This is a genomic window from Shewanella decolorationis, from assembly GCF_004354305.1.
In the GTDB taxonomy this organism is placed as follows: Bacteria; Pseudomonadota; Gammaproteobacteria; order Enterobacterales; family Shewanellaceae; genus Shewanella; species Shewanella decolorationis.
In genome coordinates this window covers 69315-82351 of record NZ_CP037898.1, presented here as the reverse complement: position 1 = coordinate 82351, position 13037 = coordinate 69315, and the positions used below count along the sequence as shown (strand labels likewise).

The window sequence follows — 13037 nt, the reverse complement described above, 5'->3', positions numbered from 1 at the left end:
TTTAAACTGAAAATAATGCGCTATTTTGAATAGAAAGGCGTAAGATCAAATCAACACAAATCATAAGGAAATACTATGTCCAACCCACAGCCAAACTCTATTGAAATGCAGTCCTATCGCGTGTGGGACAGACCTACGCGTCTGTTTCACTGGATTAATGTCATCCTCGTACTCGCCCTGCTTATCGTTGGCGGCATGATGATGTTTCGCAGCGACTTAGGCATTACCGAACTCTCCGGCAAAATTGGGCTTAAAACCCTGCACGTCATCATTGGCTATGGCTTTGCAATTAATTTACTGATCCGCCTGGTTTGGGGTTTTATGGGCAATAAATACGCTCGCTTTAGTCATATGTTCCCCAATGCCAATAGCAAAGCCGAGTTACAAAGCTATAAAGCGGAACTTGCCGCGGGTAAAAATCCCCAGTATCTAGGCCACAATCCTAAGGGGAAATTCGCCGTACTCGCCATCATGCTCTTGCTAGTCACCATAATGATCACAGGCCTGATCCGCGCAGGTACTGATATTTACTATCCGCCGCTCGGCAGCACAGTACAAAGCTACTTAGCTGCAGTGGATGTTGAGCCAAGTAGTTTAAAACCCTACGATGCCACAGGCGTAGATACCGATAAAGCCAATGCTATCAAGCCCATGAAGGGACTGGCAGGTGAAGTACACGTTTACGCCGTGTATTTATTAATGCTCCTTATCGTGCTGCATGTGTTTGCAGTGGTCTATACCGAAATCAAACGTCAACCCGGGATCATTTCGGCCATGTTTTCCGGCAAAAAACTGATCCAAGGACAACCCAAGGACGAGTGAGATAAATCATGCATATAAAAACGCCAGCAATTGCTGGCGTTTTGATAAAAGTAACTCAGAAATAATGTTTATTTCTTCAGAATGGTCGCTGGAGTACGGCCATCATCGTGGCAGCTTTCACAGGTAGGTTTTTGACCTACGTTCATATCGTGAACGGCATGACAGTCAGCACACACTAAGTTGCCGTCATGTGGCTTGTGTACTGCGTCCATCTCAGAAAGCTTACCGTGGCAGCTTTGGCATTGTTCGAATTCGTAGGCACCATCAGCCGAAGGCGTACCATCTTTATGGCAGCTTTCACAACCACCAGATTCTGCGTGGAAGTCTGATAATTTTTGATCCGCAGCAAATGCAGTTGGTGACAGCGCCAGCGCTGCAAGACTTGCCCCGAAAAGCGCACTTAATAGTTTTTTGCTCACAATTGTATCCTCCAATGGCGATTGACAGTGGAAATTCTTGTCAGGGGTGACTTCCATCTTGCAACCTAATATAAATAGCACGACTCGATTTAACTTAGCTAAGGATTGAGTAATAAGCAACCCAATCTAACGCAAAGCAACTTTATCAATATACTCAAGGGTAAAATGTGCGCTGCATCATGTAACCACATGCTTATATAAGAGTTTTACATCGACTTAACCTATCGCTCACAACTAAAAACAGCCCTAACCTAATCCGCTAAAAAAGAAAAGCCCCAATAAAAAAGGAGACCCTTGGTCTCCTTTTGATTCGCTTTTAGACTCAATTAACGAGTTTGCAAAGCTGCAATACGCTTCTCTAACGGTGGATGGCTCATCATTAACTCAGCCATTGAACGCTTGCCGTTAATACCGAAAGCTGACATTTGTGCTGGCATTGCCGAGCTTTCAGGGCCTTGGCGTAAACGCTCGAGCGCCGCAATCATCTTATGTTTGCCCGCTAAACGCGCCGCACCTTCGTCTGCACGGTATTCACGAATACGTGAGAAGTAAGCCACGATGATCGAGGCCAAAATACCAAACAACATGTCGAGGACAAATACCACTGCCATATAGGCGAACATACCTAAACCTTCGCCCTCTTCATCGTTGCTCGAGACGAAGTTGTTGATAATGCCCGCAACAACACGTGCTGCGAAGATAACAAAGGTGTTCACCACGCCTTGAATTAAGGTCAAGGTTACCATGTCACCGTTAGCAACGTGGCTCACTTCGTGGGCAAGTACGCCTTCAACTTCGTCTTGGCTCATGCCATACAAGAGGCCGGTACTCACGGCAACTAATGAGTTGTCTTTACTTGGACCAGTAGCAAAGGCGTTCATCTCTGGCGATTGATAAATCGCCACTTCTGGCATTTTAATCCCAGCTTGTTGCGCTTGACGGGCAACAGTGTCTAATAACCAACGTTCAGTGCTGTCACGGGGAGTAGTGATCACTTCACAACCCATAGTCTTTTTCGCCATCCATTTTGAAATGGCCAAGCTGATGAAGGCTCCGCCGAATCCAAAAATTGCAGCGAACACAAGCAGTCCACCCATAGTAGACGTGTTAACGCCCAGAATAGACATCACAATTGAGGCTACCAGCAGTACAGCTAGGTTAGTCGCAATCAATAAAAATATACGCTTCATATCAGCTCCTTTACGGCAAACTTATGCCATTTATTTTTGCTCAAAGACATAATATGTCCAAAAAATCGAAATTCAAGGGGTAAAGATAAGAGTTTTTTTACTCGCTAATTTTCTCTCAGTTTAGACATTGCCTTTCATGGAGCGAGAGTCTAGGGACAGTGCATTAATCCAAACTTAAATCTAGGCGCTGTCAGCGTTACAGCCAAATTCATGTGTGTTTATCTATGTTTATCGCGATTAAACTTTGTTAACATGCCAGCACATTCCGAGATTTCAGGATAAAAAAATGACGATCAATGCCCTACTGCTTAGCAGCTCCCGTGTCGCAGATACACCTTACCTTTCCCATGCGATTCCCTTTATCAAGCCGCTCACTGCTAATGCCCAAAAATGGATTTTTATCCCTTATGCTGGTGTTAGCATGAGTTATGACACTTATTTGGCCTCAGTCGTGGCTGGCTTAAGTGAACTTAAACTCGATATTAGCGGCATTCACCAGCATCCTGATCCGCAGCAAGCGATTAAAGATGCCGATGGGATTTTGATTGGCGGCGGCAATACCTTCCATTTATTGCACGAGCTCTATAAGTACGATTTAGTGCATCTTATCCGTGAAGAAGTGCAAAATGGTAAACCCTATATTGGTTGGAGCGCGGGCTCTAACGTTTCAGGATTAAGCATTCGCACCACTAACGATATGCCGATTATCGAGCCACCTTCATTTAGCGCCCTGAATATCGTGCCGTTTCAGTTAAATCCACATTATTCGAACTATCGCGCTCCGGGACATAACGGCGAAACCCGCGCCCAGCGTTTACTCGAATTCACCCGCGTCGACCCCATCACGCCGGTTGTGGGTATTGTCGAAGGCAGCGCACTCTGGCGTCAGGGAGAAACACTATCCTTGCTTGGTGACAATCCCGCTTATCTCTTCTGCGGTGAACAGCAAGAAATCCCAATCCCGGTTGGCAGCGATTTATCCCATTTGCTGAAATAAGATCTATGCGGCGGCATTGCCTAAGCTAATCTGCTATCATCGGCCACCGAGTATGAGTTTATCTTCATGTTGGCTGGCCGAAAAAACGCCACAAAATGTCAAGTTAAAACGGCGACAATGTCTCGCGCGTTGAAGAGCTAACTCCATAAAACTCCAAGTAATAACACCTTCAAGAGAGTGTGTAACAATACTTATCCTGTGGGAGAAAAGACTTGCGCCACTTAAGTATCTGCACTAATTTCGTTGTCGAACACTTTGATAAACAAGATTAAATTATTATTCATCCCTGAGTACTTTCCGTACAAATGCATTCTAAGTTGCTTATAAATCGGGAGTTTTGGGCTGTTCATTAAGTGCGAGTCTCTTGCCTTAGCCCATTTAAGTGAGGAGTTTCTATTTTGCTGCAGCATGTAAAATTCAATGATTTCGTCCCTGTTACGCCACAAAAAATGACTCAACCGAGATCGAAATTCGTTCTTGGCTCTATGCTTGCTTGTATGCTCGGCATAAGTAGCCTTTACCCAGCCTATGGCGCTGATAGCTCCCAAGAGAAAAATGCCAAAACGTTTACCCATGAAACCGTGGTTGAACTAGCACAAAAACTGGCACAAAAACCGTTTAAAGAAGCAAGGAAAGCCCCAAAAGAGCTAATCGATCTTGATTACGCCACCTACGGCAAAATCAATTATCAAGAAAACGCCGCAATTTGGGGTGGAACGCCGACTAAGTTTTCGGTGCAACTATTTGCCCCAGGCTTCTTATATAAAAACCTTGTCGATATTGATGTGGTTGAAAATAGTCAGGCCATTCCTATCGAACTAACTGAATCCTCCTTTAGTGTGCCAAACGGTACTATAGAAAAATTACTGACTCAGGTTGGCCAATATGCAGGTGTACGCCTGCACTACCCGATCAATGATGATGAGGTAAAAGACGAGTTCATCATGTTCCAAGGTGCTAGCTATTTTCGAGCGCTGTCCAAAGGACAAACCTATGGTTTATCTAACCGTGGATTAGCGATCGATGTCGCTCAACCTAAAGGTGAGGAGTATCCATTATTTAAGCGTTTTTGGGTAGAACGCCCCTCTAAGTATCAAACGGCGATTGTGGTCCACGCACTGCTGGATAGTCAGAGTGTGACAGGGGCCTATCGCTTTGGCATTTATCCTGGCGCACCGACGCGAGTAGACGTGGATGTCACACTCTTTCCCCGCCGTGATATTACCCATGTAGGGCTTGCGCCACTGACCTCAATGTTTCTCTACGGTGGTTTAGATACGCCGGATAAGCCAGATTATCGCCCTGCTGTGCATAACTCTGAAGGGTTACAAATTGATCGGGGTAATGGTGAACGTTTATGGCGCCCGCTTAATAACCCTAATAAATTACAGATCAGCGCCTTCGGTGACGAAGATATTAAGGGTTTTGGTTTAATCCAACGCCATCGTAATTTCGACTACTACCAAGATCTGACCGCGAACTATCAACAACGTCCTTCCGCTTGGATTGAGCCGCTTAACGATTGGGGTAAAGGTCAGTTAGTACTACTTGAAATCCCATCGAGCGCCGAAACCAATGACAATATAGTCACTTACTGGGAACCTCAGGGAGGATTAAAGCAAAGCGTACCTTATCATTATTCCTATCGCATCACAGCGTCTAACGATAGTCCCAGTGCAGCGACTAAGGCGCGTGTTATCCGCAGTTCCAAGGGACAAAAGCAATCCAAAGGTAAAGAGTTGCTTATCGATTACAGCAATATCAAACCACAAGATATTGAAAAAATTGCTATTGATGCCAGTATTAGCAAAGGCAAAATTCTGTCTTCTCGCATAGTGGCGCACCCAGATATTAACGGTGCCCGCGTATTCGTCACCTTTGAACCTGAAAGCACCAATGTAGCAGAACTGCGTATTCAACTGCGAAAAGATGAAAAACCAGTCGCCGCGACTTGGCTATATCGCTGGAACAGTGACGATTGGCCTTAGGCCGATAAACTAAGACTCGATTTGTGCTTTGCTTAATACTAAAAAACGCCGGAAATCCGGCGTTTTTTATGGGTAAATAAATATTTCTACACCCAGGTTAATAGCCTTAAGGTTAACTGGTTTAATATTTTGATGACTTATCACCGTATTTGTAGAATAAGTAGGATTATTTTTATCTAACAAAAATAGGGATTTTCAGTTCCAGTTTTTGAACCTTATTTAGCGACTATTAACATTTACTCACCAATCCTACAGCGTTATATTAGTTCCTCAAAACAACTGAACACTTGCGAAAATCACGTTTTAACAAGATATCTACCTACTTTCTCTATTATTAAGTGTTTAGTTATTTCGCATCATCAATATGTTAGAGAAGAAATGAAGTTACCGACATTAAATGCTGCGTATTTTCGTAGGCCAACGACAATATTGTTAAGTATAAGCACATTACTTGTCTTATATTATTTATTACCAATGATTGGGCGAGTACTTTGGCTTGCATTAGTATTACTCTGCTATACGCTGATTTAAAATGTAAGAAAAATGCTAATATTGTGATAAAGGTTAACATTCATCTTGATATTCTCCATTTATCTCGCTCGATAATGCTTAGTTTAATCAACCTATCAACTCTAGATAACTCATCATCTAGACGGATATTTAAGTGATGCCGTTTTCAAACCTAAAACTAGCCTTTGCGCTTTCTTTGCTGTTTGTCCCGAATGCCTTCGCTACTACCGTCGATTTTAGTAACTATGGTCCTTTACGCACCTACGCACAATCACCGACTCAAGCGGGCAGTTTAACGCCGATGTTAAGATCTGGGTTTTCATTACCTGAAGGTCAAAAAGAACTGCACTTATCCGCAAGTGCGGCCAGTGTTTGGGCTGAAACCGATGACTATTTTGCAGATTATTACCACAACATCCTAGAAGGCGGACTCTCTTGGCAAATTACGGATAAATGGTTGATTGACACCAGTTATCACTGGCGTTTTAGTGGCGATAATCACTTAGACTCGGTGACCATTTGGTTTCATGATGCATTTGGTTTTAGTCAAAATGGTCGTGAAAATACCGCAAAACACCAAAATCAAATATTTTCCAAAGATGGTATTAATCAACCCAATATTGCGGATAAAACGCTTAATAATGCAATTATACTTTATGTTGGTTATCAATTAGTTGAGAACCAACATCAGGGTTTATCCTTAGGTGGTAGCTTATACTATAACTATGTCGACTCAGGCCCTTTTGAAAATGAAGCCTTTGAACAAGCGTTGCAGTTAAATTACAGCTTTCGTTACGAAAAACATCATTTTCATTCAACCGCTGCGGTCAGTTTTAAACAGGGAACTGAAGTGCTCTCGGGGATACGCTACGATAATCATGCCTATTCAGTCAATCTCGGCTATGAATATATTGCTGGACGTCATGGTTGGTTAATGGAACTGCATCATTATCAGGGATTATTAGAAACTGAAAATGATTTTTCTAAATCTTCAAATGAAATCTTACTCGGATACCGTTACTACTTAGACACAAGTGCAATTGAGTTTTCTATTATTGAAAACTATTTCAATATGGATAACAGTACCGATATTGCCTTTAGTCTTGGCTATCGCGTTAAATTATAAATAAAAACTATACTCGCTAACAGAGGCGATATAGCCTCTGTATTTAAATCAAACTTATTATTTGAATAAGCTTATTTCAGCAATAAGAGCTTGATATCGATAAAATGGGCAGCATGTTCTGCATCAGCCTGTTTAAGATGCGGAATACAGCCAAGGAAAGGCGATGTCATCATCTCTTTAAGCGATGCTAAGTTTTCATCAAACACGCTCATATTGGGATCGACGCAATTTGCCACCCAACCCGCCACGGTTAAGCCATCGGCGATTATCGCCTCTTGGGTTAATAACGCATGATTTAGGCAACCGAGTTTCATCCCCACGATCAAGATCACTGGCAAATTAAGCTGCTGCACTAATTCCGATAAATAACGCCCGCCCCCTAAGGGCAAACGCCAGCCGCCCGCACCTTCTATCAAGCAAAAATCAGCCTGCGCAAAGGCTTGTCTATCTAACGTTGCCAAAATCGCCTCGGGAGATAAGTTAACCCCCAACTGTTTTGCGGCAATATGCGGTGCGATGGCGGGTTCAAAGCTTATCGGATTGACCTGCTCGTAGCTGAGCTTTAAAGATGAGGCCGACATCAGTTTTAACGCATCACTGTTACGTAAGCCCTGCTCTGTAGTTTCACATCCCGAGGCCACAGGTTTTACCCCAAGGCTTAAGTGCGCAGCGCCTGTGCGAGCAGCTTCACGATTGAATGCGGTTAACAGCGCCGTCGACACTAAGGTTTTACCGCTGTCGGTATCTGTACCTGTTACAAAAAACATGCGTTTTCCTTGTTAATCTGTTGGCCAATCATGCGCCAAACCGTTGCTAGAGGCTTATACCGAGCAACCTTGGCGACGCACACGAAATTGGGCGATCTGATAGGTTAAAGGCAGACCCTGAGCCTCACGAAGCCGCTCCGCACGCTGCAGTAATGACAGCCAATCGCGGCGGCCACGCAACTTGCTCGAGTGAGTATCAGCATCTGAAGAGTTTTCGGTCTGTACGTATGATTGCACCGATGCGCCCACGCCCTTAATGGAATAGAGCAAGGTTTTAAGATCGTGAAAATAGACGGTCATTGGCACAAGTTGAACATCAAAGAGTTGCCAATCAGAGGTATCAAAGGCGGCTTTTAAGCTTTCAAGGGATTGAAAACCGTTCACCCTCAAACCAAGATGGGATAACTGCGCCAAGCTGCCTTCTGCCACGATACTCAGGTGCGCTTCTCCTCCAGCTTTTAAGACTCTAGCCATTTCGCTGGTCGCAGCCGAAAAATCCTGGCACCACTGCAGAGCCAAATTAGAGTAAATACTATCGATACTCCCATCGGCAAAGGGGAGTTGCTCGGCATTACCACACACGCATTGGTGGCGAGGGAAAGTCGCTTGAAGTTGTTGCAGCATCCCGAGGGCGATATCAAGGGCATAAACCTTGATATTGTCACCCACTGCACGGTCAGCAAAATCGGTCCCCGGCCCCGCGCCAATATCAAGAATTGCGCCTGTAGCAGCAAATCCCTGCAACAAACTCGCACCGCTTAAACGCTGTAAACAGTTATGTTCTTGATAGCGCTTGGCCGCAGCAGAAAACCGATCGGCAATATGCTCGACCTGACTGGCAGACTGATGGGAATTAACACTCACGCCAAGCGGCATAGACATCACAGATTATTCTCACTTTTACATCAAACTTTTACTTAGAAGCTTTTACGTTCAAGCTCTTACTTTCAGACTCTTATCTTCCAGCTCTTCACTCTCAAGAACTCAATACCGAGCATTGAAGTGCCCTGCCATTCACCTAATATTGTGAATCAAGTACTGGCTTACCGTTCAGGCCGCTCAGAAACCCTCGGCAGTGCGCATTCCTTCAGCACAGTGGCAATACTACTGACGCAGCGTCGTATTGCCGCCTCGCTATGGGATGCACTTAAGGTAATGCGCAATCTTGCCGAGCCGACCGGCACTGTGGGTGGACGAATAGCGCCGACCCAAATGCCTAATGCCTTTAGCTTTTCCGCCACCAGCAAGGTTTGCGTCGCATCACCAATAATCAAAGGTTGAATTGCCGTGTCACTTCCTAGGAGTGGAATGTCCGCATCTTGGCACAACTGCTTGAACAATAAGATATTGCGCTGCAATTTTTGCTTAAGCTCAGGATGGGTCTCAGCGTATTCAACAGCGGCCAAGGCAAGAGCCGCATTAGCGGGCGACAGCGCCGTAGAATAAATATATTCCCGTGCATTGCTGACCAGAAATTCAATCAACTGCCGACTCCCGAGGATCGCGGCGCCCTGACAACCTAACGCCTTACCAAAGGTCACGATCTGGATATCGATAAGGTTTGAAGCTGGAGCCGATTCAACTTGAGCACTCACAGCATCCACCACGCCAAAGCCATGGGCATCATCGACAATCAACCAAGCATTATGTGCCCGGCAAAGGCTGGATAAGGCCATAATCGGCGCGATATCGCCATCCATGCTGAACACACTCTCAGTGATAAGGGCAGATACAGCGTTCTTTTCTAATAAACGCTCGGCACTTTCGATGGAATTATGTAAAAAGCGCTTAAAATCCGCGCCGCTGTCGCGTAATCCATCGATAATCGATGCATGGACCAGTTTATCGGCCAGTACCACATCCTGCTTATCGAACAAGGTCTTACACAAGGTAGTATTGGCGCTGAACCCTGAGCTAAAGAGTAGTGCCGCCTCAAATCCCGTTATCTTGCACAGCTTAGTTTCTAGCGCCAAATGCGCCTCGCTGTAGCCCGTCACCAGTGGTGATGCGCCGCTACCCACGCCATATTGCTTAGCGCCAAGGTGCAGCGCCTCGACCAATGCGGGAGCACGGGATAGGCCTAAGTAATCATTACTGCTGAAGTTAAGATAGTGCTGCTCCGCTAAGCCAAACTGAGGGCCATCCTTACTGAGTGCTGCCGCGCTCGACAGCGCCTGACGCTGCCTAAGCAAACCTTGCTCGGCTAACGCTTGCTGACGGGCGAGGATTTTTGAACCCAGTTTTGAGGTGAGTGATGAACTCATTTTTTCTTACTCAACTTGTCTTGCTCAATTTTTCTTGCTGTGCATTTTACTTTGCAGGCTTACTCGGCGTCTTGACTGGTTTTTCGCTTAGTCTCTGGCATAACGACGGCTCAAATGCTCGCTGAATCTCACCGCCGGCACCACTCTTTGGGGCCTGCGCTTCACCACTTAACGAAGCGCAAGTCCAAAAAACGAGTTTTACTGAGGAGATAAGCCTTAGTTACAGCGCCGCCGCATCATAAAACTGTGCCGAGGCTTTATCTTGGTGAGCCGCGGCTTTGGCTAATACCGCTTGTTCATCATCGATAGTCGCGACAGCGCCCTGCTCAGGGCGTAAACCCAGACGGCGGAACAGGCCCATATCATCACTTTCTTCAGGGTTTGGTGTTGTCAACAGCTTGCAGCCGTAGAAAATCGAGTTCGCGCCCGCAAAGAAACACATAGCCTGCAACTCGTCAGTCATGTTTTCACGGCCCGCCGATAAACGCACACGGGACTTAGGCATTAAAATACGCGCCACGGCGATGGTACGGACAAACTCCAGCGGATCTAAATCATCGAGTTTTTCGAAGGGGGTGCCCGCCACTTTGACCAACATGTTAATGGGCACAGAATCGGGATGCTGAGGCAAATTCGCCAGTTGTTGCAATAGACCCGCTCGGTCGGTGGCCTTTTCGCCCATGCCAACAATACCGCCAGAGCAAACTTTCATGCCCGATGCGCGCACGTGGTTTAAGGTATCTAAACGGTTTTGATAGGTGCGGGTGGTGATCACATCGCCGTAGTATTCAGGCGAGGTATCTAAATTGTGGTTGTAGTAGTCAAGGCCCGCATCGGCCAGCTCATTGGCTTGCTCGGCACTTAACATACCTAAGGTCATACAGGTTTCCATACCGAGGGCTTTCACCTCTTGCACCATTTGCTTAAGGTATGGCATGTCTTTATCTTTCGGGTTACGCCAAGCGGCGCCCATACAGAAACGCGAAGCGCCCGCGGCTTTAGCACTGCGTGCTTCGGTCAATACGGTTTCCATCGCCAATAGGCGCTCTTTTTCAAGGCCAGTGTCGTAACGCGCACTCTGCGGACAATATTTACAATCCTCAGGACAAGCACCGGTTTTGATCGACAGTAATCGGCTGATCTGCACTTCGTTAGGATCGTACACTTCACGGTGGATACTGTGTGCTTTAAATAATAAGTCATTCATCGGCAGCGCAAATAAGGCTTCGATTTCTTCCCGCTTCCAATCATGACGAACTTGCAACTGCGACATTGAACACCCTTTTATTTTTGTATTTTACCTTGGCTAGGATAACCTCAGCCCTTAAACTGTCAACGCCAACCAGTGATACAGGTTTACCACTGATTAATTTTCAATCAACACTGTGAGCTTTTATGCGCAATTTACTCGATTTTGATTTTGATAGCGCCCATATTTGGCATCCTTATACCTCCATGACCCGCGCACTTCCTGTTTTTGGGGTACACAGTGCCCAAGGCTGCGAGCTGGAATTGGTCGATGGCCGTAAGCTTATCGATGGCACCAGCTCCTGGTGGGCCTGTGTACATGGCTACGGACACCTGGCGATATTAACGGCGATGGAGCGGCAGCTGCACCAACTCAGCCATGTGATGTTTGGCGGCATTACCCATGAGCCCGCCATTACACTCTGCAAAAAACTGCTGGCGATGACCTGCGAGCCCCTCACTAAAGTCTTTCTCTGCGACTCAGGCTCAATTGCCGTCGAAGTCGCCATCAAAATGGCGCTGCAATATTGGCAAGGGCAAGATTTGCCTATAGCGCAAAAAGCCCAAAAACAGCGCATTCTTACGGTGAAGAAGGGTTACCATGGCGATACTTTTGCCGCCATGAGTGTCTGCGATCCCGAAGGTGGCATGCATACCATGTTTGGTGAGGCCGTCACGAAACAGTGTTTTGTCGACGCGCCACAAACGCCTTTTGGTGAGCCATTACGCCAAGATGATTTAGCGCCAATGCAGCGCATTTTACGCGAGCAACATCAAGACATTGCCGCCGTAATTATCGAGCCGATTATGCAGGGCGCTGGGGGAATGCGATTCTACAGCGGCGAGTATTTACGTGGCCTGCGCGCCCTGTGTGATGAATATAATGTGCTGCTTATTCTCGATGAAATCGCCACGGGTTTTGGCCGAACTGGTAAGTTATTTGCCTATGAACATGCCGACATCACGCCCGACATTCTCTGCCTGGGCAAAGCGTTAACGGGCGGTTATATCAGTCTTGCCGCCACCTTGTGCACGGATAACGTCGCCCAAGGCATTAGCCAATCGCCCGCAGGTGTCTTTATGCATGGCCCGACATTTATGGGCAATCCCCTCGCCTGCGCCGCCGCCTGCGCCAGCTTAGATTTAATCAATCAGCAGGAGTGGCCAGCACAGGTTGCCGCCATCGAGCAGCAAATGCAGCGCGAGCTTGCCGATGCCATCGATATTCCCAGCGTGAAAGAGGTGCGCGTGCTCGGCGCGGTTGGCGTGCTCGAAATGCACCAAGCGGTCAATACCGCCGAGCTGCAGCAGCAATTTGTCGACTTAGGCGTATGGGTTAGACCCTTTGCCAACCTGATTTATATTATGCCGCCCTATGTGATAAGTTCGGCTCAGCTGACCAAACTCACCCAAGCGATGAAGCAAGTGGCGGCCACCATCACACTGCCCAAGCATAACCTAGATGAGTTATCCGCAAGCCAAGACATCACCATCAGCCACGGCTAGCGAATCTCGGCATCGTAGTGGTGAAAGCCACTGCGATGCCTTGATTGTGAACATCAATAGACTCTTTCCCGCCCATCACCGCCTCACATCATTTAATTAAATTCTTAATTAAGATCTTTTTATTTAAGACATTTTTTAATATGTTAACTGGAAATTTTGTCAAAGATGGCAATGCTTATATCGCTTAAACAAACAAAATA

The 13037-nt window shown here is 46.3% G+C and carries 11 protein-coding genes; 5 read left to right on the top strand and 6 right to left on the bottom strand.

Annotated elements, in window-relative coordinates:
* Positions 1–75 precede the first annotated feature (75 nt).
* Positions 76–822: a cytochrome b/b6 domain-containing protein gene (locus EYR25_RS00385; protein WP_023267886.1), complete on the top strand. Its 747-nt coding sequence runs from the start codon at positions 76–78 to the stop codon at positions 820–822.
* Between the two features lie 68 nt (positions 823–890).
* Here EYR25_RS00385 and cctA read toward each other — a convergent pair whose 3' ends face one another.
* Together cctA and htpX are read right to left on the bottom strand one after the other, a co-directional pair.
* Positions 891–1241, bottom strand: a complete 351-nt coding sequence (gene cctA, locus EYR25_RS00380) for a tetraheme c-type cytochrome CctA (protein WP_039978509.1) — start codon at positions 1239–1241, stop codon at positions 891–893.
* 326 nt (positions 1242–1567) lie between these two features.
* Entirely contained in the window at positions 1568–2431 is an 864-nt protein-coding gene (gene htpX, locus EYR25_RS00375; RefSeq protein ID WP_011717429.1) for a protease HtpX, read from the bottom strand.
* Positions 2432–2717: 286 nt separating this feature from the next.
* Between htpX and pepE the strand changes: the two genes are divergently transcribed.
* From pepE to EYR25_RS00360, 3 genes are all read left to right on the top strand, one after another.
* The gene (gene pepE / locus EYR25_RS00370; RefSeq protein ID WP_133178146.1) at positions 2718–3428 is read left to right on the top strand and encodes a dipeptidase PepE; all 711 of its coding nucleotides are present in this window, start codon (positions 2718–2720) and stop codon (positions 3426–3428) included.
* A gap of 449 nt (positions 3429–3877) precedes the next feature.
* Positions 3878–5416, top strand: coding sequence for a glucan biosynthesis protein G (locus tag EYR25_RS00365; protein WP_133182689.1), 1539 nt, complete (start codon positions 3878–3880; stop codon positions 5414–5416).
* A gap of 667 nt (positions 5417–6083) precedes the next feature.
* A complete protein-coding gene (locus EYR25_RS00360; protein WP_133182687.1) occupies positions 6084–7052 on the top strand; it encodes a DUF3187 family protein in 969 nt (322 codons plus the stop codon).
* 71 nt (positions 7053–7123) lie between these two features.
* On the opposite strand, the gene bioD is transcribed toward EYR25_RS00360, so the two are convergent.
* From bioD to bioB, 4 genes are all read right to left on the bottom strand, one after another.
* Positions 7124–7819: a dethiobiotin synthase gene (bioD, locus tag EYR25_RS00355; RefSeq protein WP_133178145.1), complete on the bottom strand. Its 696-nt coding sequence runs from the start codon at positions 7817–7819 to the stop codon at positions 7124–7126.
* 54 nt (positions 7820–7873) lie between these two features.
* The gene (gene bioC, locus EYR25_RS00350) at positions 7874–8701 is read right to left on the bottom strand and encodes a malonyl-ACP O-methyltransferase BioC (RefSeq protein ID WP_133182685.1); all 828 of its coding nucleotides are present in this window, start codon (positions 8699–8701) and stop codon (positions 7874–7876) included.
* Between the two features lie 161 nt (positions 8702–8862).
* A complete protein-coding gene (locus EYR25_RS00345) occupies positions 8863–10083 on the bottom strand; it encodes an aminotransferase class I/II-fold pyridoxal phosphate-dependent enzyme (protein ID WP_133178144.1) in 1221 nt (406 codons plus the stop codon).
* Between the two features lie 220 nt (positions 10084–10303).
* A complete protein-coding gene (gene bioB, locus EYR25_RS00340) occupies positions 10304–11356 on the bottom strand; it encodes a biotin synthase BioB (protein ID WP_133178143.1) in 1053 nt (350 codons plus the stop codon).
* Positions 11357–11478: 122 nt separating this feature from the next.
* Between bioB and bioA the strand changes: the two genes are divergently transcribed.
* A complete protein-coding gene (gene bioA / locus EYR25_RS00335; protein ID WP_133178142.1) occupies positions 11479–12837 on the top strand; it encodes an adenosylmethionine--8-amino-7-oxononanoate transaminase in 1359 nt (452 codons plus the stop codon).
* Positions 12838–13037 lie beyond the last annotated feature (200 nt).